This window comes from Devosia submarina, from assembly GCF_003056345.1.
In the GTDB taxonomy this organism is placed as follows: domain Bacteria; phylum Pseudomonadota; class Alphaproteobacteria; order Rhizobiales; family Devosiaceae; genus Devosia; species Devosia submarina.
Map to the genome: position 1 here is coordinate 237,215 of NZ_PYWB01000009.1, position 20,173 is coordinate 257,387.

14 protein-coding genes and 1 pseudogene are annotated in these 20,173 nt (G+C 57.2%); 9 read left to right on the forward strand and 6 right to left on the reverse strand.

Features of this window, described 5'->3' with window-relative positions:
* Positions 1–32: 32 nt before the first annotated feature.
* Genes DDE77_RS15265 through DDE77_RS15275 form a run of 3 tightly spaced genes read right to left on the reverse strand, consistent with a single transcriptional unit; the run spans position 33 to position 3,135 of the window.
* Positions 33–938: a nucleoside hydrolase gene (locus DDE77_RS15265; protein WP_210204405.1), complete on the reverse strand. Its 906-nt coding sequence runs from the start codon at positions 936–938 to the stop codon at positions 33–35.
* Positions 938–1,927, reverse strand: coding sequence for a sugar phosphate isomerase/epimerase family protein (locus tag DDE77_RS15270; protein WP_108398332.1), 990 nt, complete (start codon positions 1,925–1,927; stop codon positions 938–940). The genes DDE77_RS15265 and DDE77_RS15270 overlap by 1 nt, the downstream gene beginning before the upstream one ends.
* A complete protein-coding gene (locus DDE77_RS15275; protein WP_108398333.1) occupies positions 1,924–3,135 on the reverse strand; it encodes an FGGY-family carbohydrate kinase in 1,212 nt (403 codons plus the stop codon). Before DDE77_RS15275 ends, DDE77_RS15270 begins: the two co-directional genes overlap by 4 nt.
* 112 nt (positions 3,136–3,247) lie before the next feature.
* On the opposite strand from DDE77_RS15275, the pseudogene istA reads away from it, so the two are divergent.
* Together istA and istB are read left to right on the forward strand one after the other, a co-directional pair.
* Positions 3,248–4,775, forward strand: a pseudogene (istA, locus tag DDE77_RS15280) (IS21 family transposase).
* The gene (gene istB, locus DDE77_RS15285) at positions 4,765–5,544 is read left to right on the forward strand and encodes an IS21-like element helper ATPase IstB (RefSeq protein ID WP_108398368.1); all 780 of its coding nucleotides are present in this window, start codon (positions 4,765–4,767) and stop codon (positions 5,542–5,544) included. Before istA ends, istB begins: the two are co-directional and overlap by 11 nt.
* 78 nt (positions 5,545–5,622) lie before the next feature.
* On the opposite strand, the gene DDE77_RS15290 is transcribed toward istB, so the two are convergent.
* Positions 5,623–5,856 (reverse strand): VOC family protein, encoded by a 234-nt coding sequence (locus DDE77_RS15290; RefSeq protein WP_108398334.1) that lies wholly within the window; start codon positions 5,854–5,856, stop codon positions 5,623–5,625.
* 99 nt (positions 5,857–5,955) lie between these two features.
* Between DDE77_RS15290 and DDE77_RS15295 the strand changes: the two genes are divergently transcribed.
* Entirely contained in the window at positions 5,956–6,879 is a 924-nt protein-coding gene (locus tag DDE77_RS15295) for a LysR family transcriptional regulator (RefSeq protein WP_170116537.1), read from the forward strand.
* 361 nt (positions 6,880–7,240) lie between these two features.
* Here DDE77_RS15295 and DDE77_RS15300 read toward each other — a convergent pair whose 3' ends face one another.
* Positions 7,241–8,848 carry a Na+/H+ antiporter gene (locus tag DDE77_RS15300; RefSeq protein ID WP_108398336.1) on the reverse strand — a complete coding sequence of 536 codons (1,608 nt, stop codon included), beginning with the start codon at positions 8,846–8,848 and terminating at the stop codon, positions 7,241–7,243.
* A 257-nt stretch (positions 8,849–9,105) separates the two neighbouring features.
* Positions 9,106–9,762, reverse strand: coding sequence for a TetR/AcrR family transcriptional regulator (locus tag DDE77_RS15305; RefSeq protein WP_108398337.1), 657 nt, complete (start codon positions 9,760–9,762; stop codon positions 9,106–9,108).
* Between the two features lie 189 nt (positions 9,763–9,951).
* On the opposite strand from DDE77_RS15305, the gene DDE77_RS15310 reads away from it, so the two are divergent.
* From DDE77_RS15310 to DDE77_RS15335, 6 genes are all read left to right on the forward strand, one after another.
* Positions 9,952–10,959, forward strand: a complete 1,008-nt coding sequence (locus DDE77_RS15310) for an efflux RND transporter periplasmic adaptor subunit (protein ID WP_157959870.1) — start codon at positions 9,952–9,954, stop codon at positions 10,957–10,959.
* A 116-nt stretch (positions 10,960–11,075) separates the two neighbouring features.
* Positions 11,076–12,041: an efflux RND transporter periplasmic adaptor subunit gene (locus DDE77_RS15315; protein WP_157959871.1), complete on the forward strand. Its 966-nt coding sequence runs from the start codon at positions 11,076–11,078 to the stop codon at positions 12,039–12,041.
* Positions 12,038–15,115 (forward strand): efflux RND transporter permease subunit, encoded by a 3,078-nt coding sequence (locus tag DDE77_RS15320; protein WP_108398340.1) that lies wholly within the window; start codon positions 12,038–12,040, stop codon positions 15,113–15,115. Before DDE77_RS15315 ends, DDE77_RS15320 begins: the two co-directional genes overlap by 4 nt.
* Positions 15,112–16,281, forward strand: coding sequence for an alpha/beta hydrolase (locus tag DDE77_RS15325; RefSeq protein ID WP_108398341.1), 1,170 nt, complete (start codon positions 15,112–15,114; stop codon positions 16,279–16,281). Before DDE77_RS15320 ends, DDE77_RS15325 begins: the two co-directional genes overlap by 4 nt.
* A gap of 106 nt (positions 16,282–16,387) precedes the next feature.
* A complete protein-coding gene (locus DDE77_RS15330; RefSeq protein WP_157959872.1) occupies positions 16,388–17,743 on the forward strand; it encodes a TolC family outer membrane protein in 1,356 nt (451 codons plus the stop codon).
* Between the two features lie 337 nt (positions 17,744–18,080).
* On the forward strand, positions 18,081–20,051 hold the full coding sequence (locus DDE77_RS15335; protein WP_108398343.1) for a sensor domain-containing phosphodiesterase: 1,971 nt from the start codon (positions 18,081–18,083) through the stop codon (positions 20,049–20,051).
* Positions 20,052–20,173: the final 122 nt, after the last annotated feature.

The following is a 20,173-nucleotide window of genomic DNA, read 5'->3' on the forward strand; positions in this document are numbered from 1 at the left end:
GACGCCAGCGCATACTGGCGTCCTCTCAATGTTCAGCCGAAATTAGCCAATTCCTGCACGCCGCGATGGAAGCGGGCGAGCTTGGCGTAGAAATCCTCAAGGATATAGCGCACGTCGATGGTGTCGTAGACCTTGATCGGGCGGTTCTGGCCATTGTGGATGTAGTGCATCTGGGGCGAGAACTCAGGCGCGGGGCGCCATTCGGATACGCCTCCCATCGGATTGAGAATGACAGAAAGAGCAGGCGTATCGCCAAGCGAGCGGTGCTCGATAGGGCCTTGGTGGACGCGCAGATTCCAGTCGATCAATTGGTCCACGAGGTATTTGCCGATGGGCCCATTGCCCTCGCAGCGCTCCTGCAACTCGGCATAGCTGACCGCCATCATGCGATAAACGGTGGAGGGGATCTGCCAGACCTGGATCTTCGAGCGCATGACGACGTTGGCCGCAGCGATGTCGTTCATGAGGTTGAACTCGCGGCCCCCTGTAGGCCAGACGCCGCCACCAATCCAGACGCAGATAATTTTGCGTTCATTGAGGCGCGGCTCTATGAGCAGGGCCGAAGCCATGTCGGTCAGCGGCCCAAGGAAGGCAACATAGAGCGGGCGGTCGTCATCGCGCATGGCTTGATCGATAATGAGCTGGGCGCCGGGGGAGGGCACCGGCGTGTTCTCGTCGGGCAGTGCGCCGGTGGCGCCATTGGCGACCACGATGCGGCCCGAAAGGTCCATGAGCTCGAGGATATGATCGATCTCGACGCGGCTGTCCTGCATCGATGTCTTTGAGCGATGATCGCCAAAATGCGCCGCGATGAGGCCATGGAAATCAAAAGTGGGGGTCAATAGGGCATGAACGATGGTGAACTGGTCGTCTGCCTCGTTCTTAGCGTCGGTGTTGAGAATAAGACGCGCGCGCTTGTTGAGGGGAAGACTGCTCACTATTGCTCTCCCATCGCGCTGAATAAGGCTTTCTGAGCAATCTTGAGCGCGCCGATGGCATCATGGCGGCTCTGGGCTTCCTGCAGCGCGTCGACGTCGAGGCGATCAAGGCCCTTGGCGGCCGCCTTGAGGAAATCGATAGCGTGGATCGCCGTGGCGACGCTGTCCTCACGGAACGGGAATTGGTCGAGCTGCCAGACGCCTTCCCAGTTGTTTTTCTTCAGGACATAAAAGAACTCGAAAAGCTCGATCGGGTGCAGGCTCCCCGCGACGAGATCATCGTCCCAGGAGCGGTAATTGTCATTGACGTCCATGCCGAAGAGGCGGCCGTGGTCGATGGCAAGCTGGGCCGAGTCAGCGGCGGATTCGCCGCCCATGATGGCGTGGCCGAAATCGAGCAGGATGCCGACGTTTGGCAGGCCGATCTTCTCAATACCCAAGATGGTGCGAGCGACGGAGCCGAAACTCATGCGGACGCGGGGTTCGCGGGGCTTGTACTCAATGACGAATTTGAGGTCGGGGTTTTCGCTTGCGAGCTGGGCGACGCCGTCAAGCGAGCGCTGCCATTGGGTCGAATAATCAACCTGGAACGGGTAGTCCCAACCATCCTGACCGGGCCAAAGCTTGACGTAGTCGGCCTTGTGGAAGCGCACCACGTCGCATGAGGCGGTGATTAGTTCATGCGCCTTGCGGCGAATGCCGGCGTCGGGATTGGTGAAGGCCCCCTTGACGAAGTCGCGAGTGTAGATTTCGGGCGTGATGCCGATGACCGAGAGATTATTTCGATCGAGCGCCGTCTTGATCTGCGTGTCAGAGAATTTGCCGCCGAAATAAGGCCAGTTGAGATCCACGACGGAAAGGTCCTTGACCTGGCCGGCAAGGTCGATCGCTTCGATGATGTTGCGCGGCGTGCCGTAGCCGTCCGTCGCATAGCGGTCGAGATAGGTGGCAAAGTGCCAGATGCCGGCGCCGAAGCGTGGGTTTGTCATGGGGTTCCTCCACTGTTCTGATTGTCTTGTGTCGCCAGGGTCTGGGTTATTGCGGATTGCCAGCGCTGGCGATGTTTGTTGCGGGTCGCGTCGTCCATCTGCGGCGTGAAACGGCTGGCGGCGGGTACGCCTGGTACGGAGATGCCAATGGCGGAGAAGGCGAGTGCTGCAGCGCCTAGGGCGCTCACTTCCGGGGCTGCGGCTGCAGCGACAGGGCGATCGAGAATATCGGCTTCGAACTGCATGATGTTTTGATTACGCGAGGCGCCACCGTCGGCGCGCAGTTCCCCCAGAGGCGCGTCCATGTCGGCTTCCATAGCGCGATAAACATCGGCGACCTGGAAGGCGATGGCTTCAAGGGCAGCGCGGGCGAGGTGGGCGGGCTTGGTGCCGAGCGACATACCCGTGATGCTGCCGCGTGCGTCGGCGCGCCAATAGGGAGCACCCAGGCCTACAAGGGCGGGAACAAAGGCGACGCCATTGCTGTCAAAAACGGTTTCGGCAAGCGCCGACAGTGCGGCGGCGTCGGGGAGACCCAGGAGTTCGGCGGCAAAGGCGGCGGCCTGGCCGGAGACGGAAATATTGCCTTCGAGCGCATGCTGCACCTTGCCCCCCTGGCTCCAGGCGATGGTGCTGGAGAGGCCATGGGTCGAGCCGACACGGTCGGATGTCAGTGCCATGAGCGAGGTGCCAGTTCCATAAGTGGCCTTGGCGGTGCCGGGTGTGCGGACACCGTGGCCGAAGAGGGCTGCATGGGAGTCCCCGATCATGGCGTGTATGGGAACGCCGGCTGGGAGAGCGGTGGCTCCCCCCGCAAGATGGCCGAACTGCGCATTGGAGGAGCGCACCTCGGGGAGCAGCGAGAGTGGCACACCAAAGAGCTCGCACAACGCGGCGTCCCAGCACAGGGTCTGGGTGTTGAACAACTGGGTGCGCGCGGCGTTGGAATGATCGGTGGCGTGGACTGCGCCGCCAGAAAGGTTCCAGAGGAGCCAACTGTCGACGGTGCCGGCCCGCAGTTCGCCCGCTTCGGCCCGTGCGCGGGCGCCGGGGACATGGTCGAGCAACCAAGCGATCTTCCCGGCGGGGAACAGGGGGTCGAGCGCGAGGCCGGTCTTGGCTTCGATGGTGCCGGCATGCCCGGCTGCGCGGAGCTTGTCGCATTTGGGGGCGGACCGGCGGCATTGCCAGATGATGCAGGGGCCAATGTGTTGATTGCCACTGAGATCTGACCCTTTAGGGGCTTAAGTTTTCACTGAGATTTGACCCATGTTTTGATCGCCCCCTTGGCTTTTGGTCGGGGGGCTTGGAGTGATCGACATGGCGTTACTGAGCGTAATCCGGCGCTGGCATTTCCGTGAGGGGATGCCGATCCGAGAGATTGAGCGACGCACGGGATTGTCCCGCAATACCATCCGCAAGTATCTGCGGGCCGACACGGTGGAGCCCAAGTTCAGGGTTCCGGTGCGGCCCAGCAAGCTCGACGCTTTTGCGCAGAAGCTCTCCGACTGGCTGCGCGTGGAAGCGGGTAAATCGCGCAAGCAGCGGCGCACGGCCAAGCAGATGCATGCCGATCTGGTGGTGCTGGGCTATGAGGGTTCGTATGAGCGCGTCGCGGCGTTCGTGCGGGTCTGGAAGGGCGATCGGCAACGCGAGCATCAGACCAGCGGGCGTGGCACCTTTGTTCCGCTGGTGTTCGAACCGGGCGAAGCCTTCCAGTTCGACTGGAGCGAGGACTGGGCGATCCTGGGCGGTGAGCGCACCAAGCTGCAGGTGGCCCATACCAAGCTCTCGCACAGCCGGGCGTTCATTGTTCGGGCCTATCCACTGCAGACCCATGAGATGCTGTTCGATGCGATGACCCAGGCGTTCCGGGTTCTTGGCGGCGTTCCCCGTCGCGGCATCTTCGACAATATGAAGACCGCGGTGGACCGGATCGGCTCTGGCAAGGCCCGGCAGGTCAACGCCCGGTTCGCGGCGATGGCCAGCCATTATCTGTTCGAACCCGAGTTCTGCAATCCGGCATCAGGATGGGAGAAGGGGCAGATCGAGAAGAACGTGCAGGATGCCCGCCGGCGCCTGTGGCAGCCACTGCCGAACTTCGCGAACCTCGATGGCTTGAACGCCTGGGTCGAAGAGCGATGCATCGCCCAATGGAGCGCAGATCGTGCATGGCAACCTTCCTGGCAGCGTTGCCGATGCGCATGCCGGTGAGGTTGCGAGCCTGATGCCTTTGGGACGACCCTTCGATGGCTTTGTTGAACAGACCAAGCGCGTATCACCCACTTGCCTGGTGAACTTCGAACGCAACCGTTACAGCGTACCGGCCTCGTTTGCGAACCGCCCGGTCAGCCTGCGGATTTACCCTGAGCGGATCGTCGTGGTGGCCGAGGGCCAGATCCTGTGCGAGCACGTTCGTATCATCGATCGGTCCCATCGCCAGCCAGGATGCACAGTCTATGACTGGCGGCACTATCTGGCGGTGATCCAGCGCAAGCCTGGCGCCCTGCGCAATGGAGCGCCGTTCCTCGATCTGCCTGAGGCGTTCCGGAGATTGCAGGGGCTGCTGCTCAAGCGCCCAGGTGGCGATCGGGAGATGGTGGAGATCCTGGCCCTGGTTCTGCATCACGACGAGCAGGCGGTTTTGTGTGCCGTCGAGTTTGCGCTCGAAGCAGGCGTTCCGACCAAGACCGATATCCTCAATCTGCTGCATCGCCTGGTGGATGGCAAAGAGACTGAGGTTGCATTGATCGATGCGCCCCAGGCTCTGGCCCTGCGTCAGGAACCAAAAGCCAACGTCGCGCGATACGACACGCTGCGTGGCAAGGATGTTCGCCATGCGTCATGATCCCGCCAGTGCCGCCGTGGTGGTCATGCTGCGCAGCCTCAAGATGTATGGCATGGCCCAAGCCGTGGACGAGTTGATCGAACAGGGTGCTCCTGCCTTCGATACGGCCGTGCCCATCCTGTCTCAACTGCTCAAGGCCGAGCTCGCCGAGCGGGAGGTCAGGTCCATTGCCTATCACCTCAAGGGGGCCCGCTTCCCTGCTTACAAGGATCTGACTGGCTTCGACTTCGCTTCCAGCGAGATCAATGAGGCCTCCGTCCAGCAACTGCATCGCGGCACCTTCATCGAAGGAGCGGACAATGTGGTGCTGATCGGTGGACCTGGCACTGGCAAAACCCATATCGCCACAGCCCTAGGCGTCCAGGCGGTTCGCCACCACCACAAGAAGGTTCGCTTCTTCGCTTCCGTCGACCTGGTCAATGCACTCGAGCAGGAAAAAGCGTTGAACAAGGCAGGCCAGCTTGCCGAGCGTCTGCTGCGGCTCGATCTCATCATCCTCGACGAGCTGGGCTATCTGCCGTTTAGCCCATCAGGCGGTGCGCTGCTGTTCCATCTGCTCAGCAAACTCTACGAGCAGACCAGCGTCATCATCACTACCAACCTCAGCTTCAGCGAATGGGCTGGCGTGTTCGGTGACGCCAAGATGACAACCGCTCTGCTCGACCGGCTCACCCATCACTGCCACATCCTGGAAACCGGCAATGACAGCTTCCGCTTCAGGGCAAGCGCTGCAGCGCCGAAAACGCGAAAGGAAAAACTCGCTACTTGACCATCCCCGCACCGCGGGAAACTATCGTCCAACCGGGTCACTTCTCAATGACAATCCCGGGTCAAATCCAAACGGCAATCAACAATCTGGCTTCATGCCCAGGGTTCCCCAAGTATTTAGGGCCACATGGTGATGGTAGCCATCGGAGCTGAGGAAGGCGGCCACGTCCATCTGGCGCACGACATCAAATCCGATGACATCGCGATAGTATTGAACGGACCGGTCTAGATCGGCGACGTGCAGATGAATGTGACCTATCCGAATGCCCGTTGAAGGGGCCCGACTTGCTTCCGTTCTCTGTTCGGTGTTCATGTGCCTATTTCCTTTGATCCGGAAACTAGGTGTACAGCTCATTGCAAAATAGCCAGAAAGTGTGGATCATCTCCAGCAACTGAGTTGATGGAGTTTGTCATGGCTGAGTTGAGGGTCGACGGCTTATCGCTTGACCATCTTGCGGTCTTCGTCGCTGTCGTCGATGCAGGCAGCTTCTCGGCAGCAGCTCGGAAGTTGAACCGAGCCCAGTCGGTTGTCACCTATGCGATCCAGGCCTTAGAACAGCACACGGGGTCAGAGCTATTCGATCGTACCGCTTACCGGCCGACTTTGACGAAAGAAGGTGCCGTCCTTTTGCCACGCGCCCGCAGGGTTCTGGATGCGGCGCTGGAGTTTCGCACGCAGGCTCATGGTCTTACTGCCGGAATAGAAAGCCGTCTTGCACTCGCCGTTGACGTTGGCGTTCCCATGACACCGTTCGTCGCTCACCTGCGGGATTTCCAGGAAGAATATCCGATGGTCGAGGTGTCAATCATGCGCCAGCCTTTGCAGGCTACTATTGCAACCTTGAAGAACGGATTGGCAGACCTCGGCGTTGTGGGCGACCCCCCTGGGCGGCAAGGCGAGGACGATTTCCTGCGGCGCCGCTATGGGCGAGCGAGAATGGTGGCAGTCGCCGCAATCGACCATCCGCTCGGGAAGATTGATGGAATAATTGACGAGAACCGGTTGCGCGACTTCATGCAGGTCATGTTGTCATCCGACATTGGCTCGTCGGGCACGGATGATGCAATGGCGTTCGCCATAAACCGGTGGCGGGTCAACGATATCTCCCTGCGCTACAGTATCATCATCGCTGGCCTGGGGTGGGCCAGCATGCCCCTGCACATGGAGGAGGACGACATAGCTGCAGGGCGGTTAGTGGCGCTAAAGCTATATGACAGAGATCCATTCACAACCTGGCCCGAGATTGCCCTAAGCGTCGTTCACTTGAAAACCAAGGTGCTTGGACCTGCAGGGCAGTGGCTTGCTGAGCATCTGACGTCAATCAAAAATATCTAGACTAAACGTGTCCAAGCGCCAGTTCTGTCTGCAGTACTTCCAGACGTTGCGACCGGGTTCAGTTCTGGAGAGCGCGGCTCCCCGATGGTTGTTCATCGTTAACTACGAGGCCACGTTCGACGCCGCCTGCCACGCCAGGAACAACCTGATTGACTAGCGTGAAACCACCACGTTCATCATCATTCGTAAGTGCTCTCACCTTCGCCAGCCATAACAGCTGTTGTTACAAAAGTGGGTCGCACCAGAGGCGGTGACTGCCTTAGATGAGTGGATACGGCTATTGAACTACTGGTGCACGGCTGATTGCTAATATCTCATAGTTCAGCGTTATCGGGCCTCCCAGTTTGCATGGCTCCGGATTTCACTTTTCGCTTTCTGGAGCGCGGAACGCTGACCACCCATCAAGGGCCATTTGCTCAGCATCGAACTGGCGCAAGACTTCACGAACGATCTCGTCATCAATTGCCCGATCGTCGCGTGCCCGGATCACCGCTGACCGTCTCGCTAGGAGGATTTGTTCAACAAGTCGGTAGCGAAGCGACGGATCCACCGAAAGTTCCGCATCGACGTCTCTGCTGCTCGTTATGCGTTTCAGAACCAGATCGGCGTATGTTCCAACATCTTCGCTATCATGCAGCCGTCGGAACTTACCAATCGCATCAATCCCAGCTTGGCGCGCGATTTCCATCAGCTTAGCAGTTTGTTGCTTCGCTCGGGCCTCCTCAGTCCTTGATGTAAGACCAAAGATCCTGATGATGTAAGGCAGACTGATCCCTTGGACGAGTAGGGTACCAATAGTTACGAGGAACGCCACAGCCTGGATTGCGTCACGGTTGGGAAATGCGGAGCCATCCAACACAGACAGTGGAATGCCAGCTGCCGCCGCCAGGGTGACCACCCCCCGCATCCCAGTCCACCCGATAATGAAATTTTCTCGCGCCCCGAACGGGTCTGCATCATAAAACCGCTTGCCTGTGATGCCCTGTACCATGCGCAGCAAGGAAGCACTGGAGTAGATCCAGACCATGCGGATCAAAATCACGACCGCCAGGGTCGTTGCGGTGAGGGCCGCAAGCCAAGGTAACGTCAGGTCGCTCTTGGATGCGTCCTCGATAACAAAGCGTAGCTGAAGGCCTATATAGGCGAACACAAAGGTCTCCAGCAACGCATCGGCTGTGAGCCAGAACTGGCGCTCTTGGTTGCGGGCGGTTGGCAGCTCATGGCTGGAGGTGTGGCCCAAGTACAATCCAGCAGCGACAACAGCGAGTACCCCGGAAGCATGAATCTCTTCCGCCAACATATACGCCGTAAAGGGGACTAGGACGGACAGAACTGTAGAGAGTGTGGCATTGTACAGCTTGCTGCGAGTCCAATGCACAAGTACCGCCATTCCCAAGCCGGTAGCGACGCCTACACCGGCGCCATATGCAAAGAAAACCAGCAGGTTCGATGTAAACAGGTGTGTGCTGGCGACTGTCGCTGTGGCAAATGTAAACAGCGTGAGCGCTGCAGCATCATTGATCAAGCTTTCTCCTTTTAGCACCGTCATGATTTTCGTGGGCAATCCGGCACTACGGCCCACCGCAACGGCGGTGACCGCATCCGGAGGCGATATGACCGCGCCAAGGACAAGTGCCACGATCAGGCTCATCTCGGGATAGATCCAAGTGGCAGCCAGACCTACCGCTCCTGCTGTCACCGCCACCAGCATCACCCCCAGGTTCAAAATGGAACGCAAGCGTTGTTTGAAGCTGAAGTAGGAGAACTCCGTCGCTGCAGAAAACAACAAGGGCGGCAGAACCACGTTCAGGATGATGTGAGGCTCAAGTTCCAGTCGGTTCAAGCCGGGAACGAAGGACGCCACAAGGCCCACAAGAACAAGCAAGAGACTGGGTTGAGCGCCCCGTCTGTGCGCGACGATAGTCACGGCAGTAGCTAGAACCATGACGATCAAGATTTGCGCAAACATCGGATCTCTTTGTTCTGCATTGAGCTGATTGTCGACCGCTTCTTCGTGGGACGGTCACTGGCCGTACAAACGATGAGCTATTTCACACTTGATCCAAGGTCACGGCACTTGTGACCTGACAATGCGATCTCATAGATTGGCGGTGCGCTTATAATAGGGGCGTTAGAAGCGCGACTGTCCCGCTTGGCGTGAAGCTTCACATTCACACCCGCTTCGTACTGAAAACCAGGCGGTTTTTAGCCCTTTAACTTTGAAGACTAACCTTTGCCTGGTTCTTCCAGAAAGTAGCGGATCAAAAGGATATGCTGTTCAATGAACCGGTCCGGTGCAACGTCGAATTCGGGATCGATGTGCCTTGCTACATTTAAGCCCAAGAGCGGAATGATTAGCAGAAGGGGATCCAGGTCAGCTGCTTCCTTTCGGAACTCACCTTTTTCGCAACCATGTTTCACAATAGCTTGCACGGTGGAAAGGACCGGCAAGGCGAAGGCCTCCCTGTACTTCCGTCTCAGGCTACCAAAAGCATTCGCCTCTGCCACTAAAAAACGCCAGACTTCACTCGTGTACCGATCTTGCACCATGACCTGATAGAGATCGCGCAAGAACCCATCAAACGTGTCGATTGCTGTCCCTGTATTCAGCACCTTCAAGTACAGAGAACTGTCAATTGACGGCTGCGCCAGTTCAGCGATCATGTTCTCGAACACATCTTCCTTGCTGGGGAAGTAGACGTAGATCGTTCCCTTTGTCACTCCAACACGGTCAGCGATATGTTCGACGTTTGTTGCCGCATAGCCTCGCAAGGAGAATTCTTCGAAGGCCGCCTGTAGAATCTCGCGTGGTCTTGCCTGTTTACGTTCTGCCCGCGTGCCGGTTTGCGCCATTAGCTGTCCCAATCCTTGTTCGCGTTCCATAGCCTAACACAGCCACTCCATCCGCACATTTTCATTGACTATCCGTTTAGTCAAATATATTGTTTGTCAGGTGATTGGAGTGGATGCATGACGGCAACTCACCTGCGCTTACCATCTGCTTCCAGTACTATATGGAGGGCGGTAGCCCTGCTTGGTTGCGCCGGCGCCTTGGCGGGATGTCAGCCAGTTTTGGAAGTCTCCGAAAAAGAACCGCTTCTTGTTGATGTCGTCGTGGCTGAGTTGAGCGACTACTCGTCGCGCATCACATTGACAGGTGAGATACGGGCAAACACTTCGACCGACCTGGCATTCCAGACCAGTGGTCAAATCGTGGAACGCTTTGTCGAGGTGGGGGACAAAGTTGAGGTTAACCAAATTCTAGCTCGTTTGAGTTCCTCTGAGCAGGAAACCGATCGCGATGCGGCACAGGCGGCCTTGGATGCAGCGCAGTTCGCTCTTGACCAAGCTAAAACGAATTTGGGCAGGCAGCAGGGTTTGCTAGATCAGGGCCTAACGACGAGAAGCGCATATGATTCCGCGTCCGAAGCAGTCTCTACGGCAAGTAGTGCCGTGGATAGTGCGCAAGTCGCGCTTGAGCGCTCTGCAGAGGCAATCGAACAGACAACGCTCCGAGCCTTCGTCAAAGGTACGATCATCAGTCGACAGATTGAAGTTGGGCAGGTGATACAAGCTGGGCAGCCGGCATACACCGTTGCGGCGGATGGTCCTCGCGAGGCAGTCTTCGCAGTTGATGAAGGCGTTCTAAGCGATGCGTTCGCTGCGCAGAATTTTATCGTTCAATCTGTGAACAATGCAAGCTCGACCGCCACTGCTACCCTTAGCGAAATTTCTCCAACCATCAATAAGTCGACTGGGACCGTTGAGATCAAGCTGACTGTGAACTCACCCCCAGGGGCAATGTCCCTCGGCTCGGTGGTGACGACAACCGGTCAATATGCAACCGTTCCGGCAGTGGTTGTGCCTGCATCGGCCTTGACGTCAGAGGATGCCCTTCCTGCTGTTTGGGTGGTTGATCCACAAAGTCACGTCGCCTCCAAGCGAAGGATTGAACTCAATGCTTTCGACAACGACTCCCTAGTAGTCAGCGGCGGCATTGCACCTGGTGATTTGATAGTCACGTCAGGAGCGAACCTTGTGTTTCCCGGACAACTTGTACGCGTGAAACAAGAACCATGATGAACCGCTCCTTTTCAGCTGCCAGCCTCGTATTGATGTTGGCCCTTGCTGGTTGCCAACCTGCTCCTGAGAGCGCCGCCGAGGCGCAGGTCGTGCGGCCAGTGCTCACCAAAACCATGGCGTTCGAAGGCTTGGCGGCAGACCGTTTTGCCGGGGAAGTGGAAGCGCGCTATAAGGCAACCCTTAGCTTTCGAACGTTTGGCCGGGTGGTCAGTCGTTCCGTTGGGGTTGGGGATCGAGTGGAGCCCGGTCAACAGATCGCGCAACTTGACTCCACCCAGCAAGAGCTTGCCGTGCGGACCGCCGAGGCAAATTTCGCATCGGTCCAGGCACAGCTCAACAATCTGCTGGCTGTGGAGCAACGGCAGCAAACCCTGCTCGAGCAGAACAACATCTCTCCTGCTGTCTTCGAAACAGCGCGGCAGGCCCGCCGGGCAGGGGAGTCCTCCCTGGCTCAGGCGCAAGCCCAATTGAACAAGGCACAAGAGCAGTTGAACTACACCACTCTGCGTGCCGACAATGCAGGGCTTGTTACTGAGGTGTGGGTTGAACCAGGTCAGACAGTGGCGGCTGGTGAAGCTATTGTGACTGGAGTGCAGCCAGAGGAACGCGAGGCGGTAATTGCAGTGATTGAGTCTGAGGGAAGCTCGCTTCAAGTTGGGACGAAATTCACCATCACCAAACAGCTTGATCCTGACGTCTCAGTGCCCGGAACTGTACGCGAAATCTCCCCCCAAGCCGACCCGACCACCCGCACAGTTACTGTCAGAATTGCCATGGACGATCCTGCAGGAATGCTCCGGCTTGGCTCCACCATCATAGCTACACGCGCGGACGTGGGTCGTTTGGATCTGGTTGCGCCAGCAACCTCAATCTTTGCCGATGGCGCTATGCAAGCTCTCTGGGTGGTGGACGTTGCCACCGGAAGCGTCGCCAAACGCACCGTGGTCGCCGAGAAGCAGGAATCCGGTGACTTCATCATCAGAGAGGGTTTGGCAGAAGGCGATATCGTGGTGACTGCCGGAGCCAACAGCCTCAAAGAAGGACAGAAGGTCCTCATCAACGAAGGGCATACAAATTGAAGACCTTCAACCTGTCTGAGTGGGCGTTGGACCACAAGTCCCTCGTCTGGTTCTTCATGATCGTTTGCACGGTTGCAGGCATCTCGGCCTACATGAACCTGGGGCGTGAAGAAGATCCGAACTTCACCATCAAGACCATGGTCATCGCCGCACAATGGCCGGGCGCCTCCGTCGAGGAAATGACGAACCAGGTCACGGATCGTATCGAGCAGAAGCTCGTCGAATTGAGCCAGCTCGACTATACCACCAGCACCACTACCGCTGGACAGACCGTGGTTAACGTCAACCTCGACGCTTCGGTCGCGGGTGGAGAGGTCACTGCGACTTGGACACAGGTGCGCAACCTCATAGGTGACATAGCTGGTGAATTCCCGCCCGGGGTCATTGGACCTTTCTTTAACGATCGCTTTGGCGACGTCTATGGTAACATATACGCCTTTACTGCGGACGGTCTGACGGATCGGCAGCTTCGCGATTATGTGGAAGATGTACGCGAGCAAGTGCTCCGCGTTCCCAATGTGGGCCGCGTAGACCTTCTCGGGGTGCAGGACGAGGTCATCTTTCTCGAGTTTTCGCCGCAAAAACTGTCGGCTTACGGTGTGAGCCAGCAATCCATTATAGGGGCCTTACAAGCCCAGAATGCAGTGACACAAACGGGCGTCATTCAAGCTGGAGCTGAGCGTGTGGCGATCCGGGTTGGTGGCGGCTTCACCTCGCAGGATTCCATTCGCGATATCAACCTTCGAGTAGGTGAAACATTCTTCAGGCTTGCTGACGTAGCAACCATAACCCGTGGTTATGAGGATCCACCGAGTCCTATGTTTCGCTATAATGGTGAACCGGTGATCGGTCTTGCGGTGGGAATGGTTGCTGGATCGAACCTGTTGGTTTTCGGCGAGGCGCTCACCGAAACCATCGATCACGCGGTGGCTAACTTGCCCATAGGCATCGATTTACACAAGGTGTCGGATCAGCCTGAAGTAGTGGAGCATTCTGTCGACCACTTCGTTCGCAGCCTGATGGAAGCTATTGCCATCGTCCTGGCGGTAAGCTTCGTGAGCTTAGGGATGAGAGCAGGCTTTGTCGTAGCTCTGGCCATCCCGCTTGTCTTAGCCATCACCTTCTTCATCATGCAGTACTTTGGCATTTCGCTGCAGCGTATCTCACTTGGAGCCTTGATCATTGCGCTAGGGCTGTTGGTGGACGACGCCATGATTGCAGTTGAAATGATGGTGTCTCGCCTGGAAGCCGGTGACACGCTTCGCAAGGCGGCAACGGCTGTTTATACCTCGACAGCATTCCCAATGCTCACTGGTACCCTGGTTACGGTGGCCAGCTTTATTCCTGTTGGTTTGAACGGCAGTGCTGCGGGCGAGTACACCTTCAGCCTCTTCGTCGTCATTGCAGTATCCTTGGTCGTTTCGTGGGTCGTTGCAGTAGTTTTTACGCCTCTCCTGGGCGTGCTCATCCTGCCCAAGAAAATGAAACACAAGAGCGAGGAGCCCGGAAGGCTTACAAGGACCTTCAGCGCTGTTCTAAAATTCTGTATGCGCGCCCGGTGGCTCACCATCGGAGTTTGCGTTGCTGCGCTTGCGGTTTCCATCTACCTGATGGGCTCCGTGCAGCAACAATTCTTTCCCGCTTCGGACCGTGCCGAATTGGTGGTCGACTTCAATCTACCTCAAGATGCCACCATTCTTGAAACTAAAGCCCAGATGGATCGCTTCGAGAAAGAGCAACTGGCAGGCAACGCCGACATCGAGCACTGGAGCTCATATGTGGGCCAAGGAGCCACACGCTTTCTTCTTTCCTTTGATCCGACGCCCGCCAATCCATATGTGGGCCAGATCATCATCGTCACAAAGGATCTTGAAGCCAGGAACCGTATTCGTCCAAAGTTGCAGAGTTGGCTCAAGGAGGCCTTTCCCGGTACTGACGCGTTCGTAAAACTCCTGGATATTGGCCCACCAGTAGGCCGTCCGGTGCAATATCGTGTTTCCGGCCCTGACGTCGAAATGGTTCGGAGCTTGGCTAACGAGTTAGCGTCCGCCATCGGGCATAATCAGCAATTGGGAGACATAACCTTTGACTGGAATGAACCGTCCCGCGTCATCAAGGTGGACGTGCTGCAAGACAATGCAGCTCAGCTGGGCATAACGTCACAAGATATTGCCTATGCCCTCAATGGCATCGTTGGTGGTTCAACCATCACACAGGTGCGGGACGAGACTTACTTGGTTCCGATAATTGCCCGGGCCACGGCTGATGAGAGATCATCTGTCGAAGCTCTGAGAAACATAAGGATCACAAACGCCAGTGGTAACTCTGTACCTCTTGCCAGTGTTGCAACTTTCCGCTTCCAGCTGGAGCAGCCGGTGATCCAGCGCCGAGCGGGCGTACCAACCATCACACTGAAGGCGACGGTATTGGGAAGTGTTCAACCAGCCACGGTGGTTGCCAATCTGACACCCACCGTGGACGAATTCATCAGCAAGCTACCAGCCGGCTATGCGGTTGAGATCGGCGGCAGCGTAGAATCGAGTGCAGAAGGTCAAGGACCTATTGTGGCAGTTGTTCCGCTGATGCTCATCGCAATGGCAACACTCCTTATGATCCAGTTGCAGAGTTTCCAGCGATTGTTCATCGTTTTCGCAGTTGCGCCGCTCGGCCTGATCGGAGTTGTTGCTGCCCTTCTTTTGAGTGGCGCCCCAATGGGTTTTGTCGCAATTCTCGGTGTGCTCGCGTTGGTCGGTATCCTGATCCGGAACTCCGTGATCTTGGTGGTTCAAATTGAGGATCTGCTCAAGACTGGGATGAACGCCTGGCATGCTGTGGTCGAAGCTACCGAACATCGCATGCGCCCGATCATTCTCACTGCCGCTGCCGCAAGTTTGGCGCTCATTCCAATCTCCAGGGAAGTATTCTGGGGTCCGATGGCCTACGCCATGATGGGTGGCATTATCGTGGGTACAGTTTTGACCTTGCTGTTTCTCCCGGCTCTTTACGTAGCTTGGTTTCGCATAAAGGAGCCTGTCGAGGGCGACTTGGCTGAGATGGAAGCAGTCAACGCATGATAAGAATGCGCAACAGCAGCGACCAGTCGGATCGGTCGCAGAACCTCAAAGCGGTTACTGGCACCCTGCGCCCAATCTTCTTCAAGCTAGTCGGCAGCGTGGCCATCATGCTGCTATTGTCGGCATGCGTTGCGATACGGCCAACCACTACGGTGCTCCACCCCAGTAAGGTGATCTCCACTCACCAGGTTGTTGAAATCCTTACTGCAACCAATCGGGCTTTAACTACGGACGGAGGTTTCAGCGCTGTTCGCTCGGGAACCCTGACCTATGAATTGTACGAGATCTCGGTACCTGCTGGTGTGCATTCAACTGAAATCCCGTTTCCCAAATCGTCGCCAGATCCAACAAGCCACTTTGTTGTTCTCTCGAGGAAATCCTTGGACCAAGAACAATTTGTGACTGCGGTCAGTAGAAAGTCGATTGCGACCGGTTCTGCCGCTTTATATGTCCATGGATATAATCAGACGTACCAGGAAGCGCTCTTCCGACTGGCACAGGTCTCGGCCGACTCAAATTTGGGCGGTCCAGCAATCTTGTTCTCCTGGCCATCAGACGCGACATTGCTTGGCTACGTCGCAGATCGTGATGCGAGCTTGGCCTCACGCGACGATCTCGTTGACGTTATCAGAACCATTTCCGGCATGACGCCGATCAGGCAACTTATCGTTGCCGGACATAGCATGGGCGGGTTCCTCGTGATGGAAGCCACACGCCAGATCAAACTTGCGAATGAAAGAGCAGTTCTGGACAAGATTGGCATTGTCCTTGCGGCGCCTGATATCGATCCGGAGGTTTTCAAGACGCAACTGTCTCTGGTGGGGCGAATGAACCCACCGATACTGATTATGGTGTCTCGGGAGGATCGAGCCCTCGAGATCGCAGGTCTCCTCAGTGGTGATCGCCCCCGAGTAGGCAGGTTGGATGTAAGTGATCCTCGCGTACAAGCAGTGGTGCAAGAAGCTGGTGTGCTGGTCCTCGACATCACATCAGCGCAGCCAGGTGATCTGTTCAAACATGATGGATTTGCCAGCATGGCAACATTTTTGGGTCGTCTGGCTTCCGACCGAGGTACAGCTGTACCTTTTGCTACTCGATCCGGTCTCTTGGTCTACGATTCTACAAGATCGATGTTGGTCTCGCCGTCGCGAGTTGATGCGCAATGAGCAATCGACCCTGCTTTCTCGAGACGACGATCGTCACGCGCCGTTCCCCAGCCGCTCTATATTCAAGTCTTCCACGCCAGTATCGTCGATGAAGAGGGCGTTCAGTTTGTGCATTAAGTTCTTTTCCTGCGTCATGGTGCTTGGAGTGGCTTCGCTGGCCGTTACAGGCGCTCAGGCACAGTCGATTACGCAGGCACTGACCCGAGCCTACGACTATGCGCCAGATCTGCAGTCGGCTCTGCTAGCCGCCAAATCCGCAGCCGAAGACGTGGCTTTGGCCAAGTCCGGCAAATTGCCGACGATAGGCGCCTCCGTCGGCGGAACCTACTCGGGCTCATTGACCGATGCTGGCTTTAATGGCGGAACTGCCTTGACGACCGGCCTCACTTATAACCAAACCATCTTCGATAATTTCCGCACCGACGCGGAGATCGAGGCAGCACGGGCAGGTGCCGAAGCGGCCGAATTCCAGATCCGCAATACCGAGCAAAACGTGCTACTTTCCGTCATCCAGGCCTATATGTCTGTCTTGTCGGACCGTCAGTTGGTGGCACTGCGGCGTGAAAACTTCAGCTTCTTCCAAGCTCAACTGCAATCCTCGCAGGATCGGTTGGAGGTTGGTGAAGGGACCCGCATCGATGTTGCACAGGCTCGGGCACGCCTTGCCCAAGGCCAGGCAACCCTGGACGCCGCCATCAACAGTCTTGAGATCAGCGAGGCGACTTTTCAGCGATATGTTGGCGTCCCGCCACAAAACCTGGATGCCTCTCATAGTTACAGTCGGCTGATCCCGCCCAATCTGCAGGCGGCCATCGCTGAGGCCGAAGTAGGGCATCCAGCTATTCTTGGCGCCAAGGCTGCGATCCGCGCGGCTCAGGCCAACTCGGATGGCGCGCAGGCCGAGTTCGGGCCGAACGCGACGGTCACGGGGCAGGTGGGCTCACGCTGGAGCCAACCCAATGGCGCCGGTGATGGTTTTTCCGCTTCCCTCGGTTTCCAGATCACGGTGCCGATCTACGCCGGCGGTGCCATCGGGGCCTCCGTCCGCCGTGCCAATATCGAGCAGATCCGCTCCGAGGTGGACGCCATGTCCGCCTACGATCAAATCCGCGAGGCGGTGATTTCCGCCTGGGCCGGCATCCAGAGCGCCGATGCACAGATCTCGGCCGCGAACGCCGCAGTATCTGCCGGACGTGAAGTCGTTGAAGGCGTGATCCAGGAACGCGACCTTGGAACGCGCACCACGCTGGATGTTCTCAATGCCCAGGCCGAACTGACGACGGCGCGTGAGGGACTGATCACCGCATCCGCGAACAAGGTCGTTGCGACCTTCTCCCTCCTTGCCGCCATCGGGAACATGACTGCACCCGATCTGGCTCTGCCGGTCGAGGTCAAGTCTGCGGTTCGGTACAATCAGGCTGTTGAAGACGTGTGGCAGGAATTGCGCACCATCGCTGAATAGATAACAGGGAGCTTGAGTTGCCAGCTTTGAACCTGCCGTAGACACCCATAACTCTTAGCTTATGAAACAGCGCGTCCAAAGAGCAAACTTATTGACAATCTCTCACTCGGCGGTGGCAAGCCTCCATGCCGGCTCGGTTCTTCGCCGTAGTTGAACCGGGTAGCCGCCGAGAGTGAGCGGGGGTGCCACTTGAGGGCACCCCCGTGAACTCACATCATCGCTTTAGTCAGCAGAATTCGCCTCTTGTCCTCTCTATAAGCGCACCATAGGTGCGTTCGCCCTCAAGCTACCGGTGCACCCTGCAGCCGTTCTTCTCTCAACCCACAGAGACAACTTGATGACCGCCGAAGCCAAGTTCTCCAATCTTGAAGAATCTCGTCGTGTCGCAACTTTGAAGGCCCTGGAGATACTGGATACTCCGCCGGCACTGGAATTTGACAGAATAACTGAATTGGCAGCGAAGCTGCTGATTGCTCCCATAGCTCAGATTTCACTGATCGATGAACATCGTCAGTGGCTTAAATCCTGTGCCGGGGCTCCAAGGGGGGAAGTCCCAAGAGGCGTGGCATTCTGCAATGAAACGATCCGCTCTTCAGGTCCTTTAGTGGTCCCGAACGTGACAGAGGATGAGCGCTTCGCGGACAATCCGTTTGTTGTCGGCGCTCCTCATGTATGCGCCTATGCAGGTGTTCCGCTCGTCATCGATGAGTCTGCGGTGGGCACTCTGTGCGTAATCTATAACAAGGCTCGCTCGATCTCAGAAAACGAGATTGCACTGCTGGAGACCCTTGCTGCCATTGTGGTGGACCAGCTCTATGCCCACCGCAAGAGTGTGGCATTGGTGAAAAGCGAAGAGCGGTTCCGCTTGGCAGCAGTAGCATCAAGTGATGCAATGTATGAATGGGACCTGGGCACGGACACGCTCATGTGGGCTGCTGGTCATGAACATCAATCTGCCGGCGGCTATATCCAATTTGGGCGGTCCGGTGCCGAATGGACAAGCAGTATCCACCCAGATGACCGAAACCGGATCGCGCTAGACATTTACGGCGCCATCAATGGAGCTCGCGAGTACTGGCACGGTGAGTACCGCTTTCGGAGAACAGACGGATCTTATGCCGATGTTATCGAGCGTTGCGTCATCGTGCGCAGCTCAGCCGGAACGCCGCTTCGCATAGTCGGAGCGGTCCATGACATCAGCACGCAAAGAGCAGCGGAAGCTCGTCTCCAGCGTGAGGCTCACCACGACGCACTTACCGGATTGCCAAACCGGGCCATGTTCCTGGAGCATCTCGAGAAGGCAATGGCGCAAGCAGCGGAGCATTCGGCTTCCGTGGGCGTCATCTATCTTGATCTGGATGCATTCAAGGATATCAACGATACGCTCGGTCACGACGCTGGTGACGCTGTTCTGATCGGAGCCGCAAAGGCGTTGCAGGCAAGTTTGCCGGTCAATGCCCTTGCAGCGCGCATTGGCGGTGATGAGTTCGCGGTCATATATCCCGAGCAGTGTACTCCGGCAATTCTCGAAGCGCTTGCCCGCAGTCTGATGAAGGAATTTGGTGCCCCAGTGCCGTTCAACGGGCACGAACTGTCCTGCAAGGCTAGTCTGGGGCTTGCGCTTTATCCACAAAGCGACGAGCGTCCCGGTGAGTTGATGAAGAACGCCGATCTGGCGCTCTGCGAAGCCAAGCGAGCTGGGGGTAATCAATATGCATTTTTTACCCCCAAGATCCGTCAGGTGGTCCAGAACCGGATATCTGCGCTGGCCTGCGCCAAAGATGCGCTCGCACGAGACGCTGTTATGCCGTTCTACCAGCCAAAAGTGTCGCTGGAGACAGGCAAGATCTGCGGCTTCGAGGCACTGCTGAGATGGGAACATCCACGCGAGGGCATCCAGCCCCCTGGTTTGATCAAGGAAGCCTTTGACGATCCTGTGCTCTCACTGGAACTGGGCAAACGCATGCTTGACCGTGTCATTGAGGATATGCACGCCTGGCGGTCCACCGGCGTGCAGTTCGGCAGCGTCGCCATCAACCTGTCTGCCGATCAGTTCTTCAGAACCGATATTGCCACAACTATTCTCACGAGCCTTGCACACGCAGGACTGCAGCCGCGTGATCTCGAAGTGGAGGTCACGGAGTCTGTGTTTCTGGGCGACGGTTCCGAGGCAGTGGCGCATGCCCTGGACAAGCTGCATGATGCAGGGGTTCAGATTGCGCTGGATGACTTCGGCACGGGCTTCGCGTCATTGACCCATCTGAACAAGTTCCCAGTGTCCTGGCTCAAGATTGATCGTTCGTTCTGAATAGCCCCGCGTTCTGTAGACACCTTCGGGGTTAGATTTGGTGTCGCCGTTCGAATTCGACGGGTGAGAGCATGCCGTTGCGGACGTGCTTGCGTGTTGGGTTGTAGAACATTTCGATGTAA

What these genes read in the sequence shown, in the direction of transcription:
- DDE77_RS15270 (WP_108398332.1), bottom strand. Translation starts at nt 1,927, where the DNA reads ATGACAAACCCACGCTTCGGCGCCGGCATCTGGCACTTTGCCACCTAT.
- istB (WP_108398368.1), top strand. Translation starts at nt 4,765, where the DNA reads ATGCGTCATGATCCCGCCAGTGCCGCCGTGGTGGTCATGCTGCGCAGC.
- DDE77_RS15290 (WP_108398334.1), bottom strand. Translation starts at nt 5,856, where the DNA reads ATGAACACCGAACAGAGAACGGAAGCAAGTCGGGCCCCTTCAACGGGC.
- DDE77_RS15295 (WP_170116537.1), top strand. Translation starts at nt 5,956, where the DNA reads ATGGCTGAGTTGAGGGTCGACGGCTTATCGCTTGACCATCTTGCGGTC.
- DDE77_RS15300 (WP_108398336.1), bottom strand. Translation starts at nt 8,848, where the DNA reads ATGTTTGCGCAAATCTTGATCGTCATGGTTCTAGCTACTGCCGTGACT.
- DDE77_RS15305 (WP_108398337.1), bottom strand. Translation starts at nt 9,762, where the DNA reads ATGGAACGCGAACAAGGATTGGGACAGCTAATGGCGCAAACCGGCACG.
- DDE77_RS15315 (WP_157959871.1), top strand. Translation starts at nt 11,076, where the DNA reads ATGGCGTTCGAAGGCTTGGCGGCAGACCGTTTTGCCGGGGAAGTGGAA.
- DDE77_RS15325 (WP_108398341.1), top strand. Translation starts at nt 15,112, where the DNA reads ATGATAAGAATGCGCAACAGCAGCGACCAGTCGGATCGGTCGCAGAAC.
- DDE77_RS15335 (WP_108398343.1), top strand. Translation starts at nt 18,081, where the DNA reads ATGACCGCCGAAGCCAAGTTCTCCAATCTTGAAGAATCTCGTCGTGTC.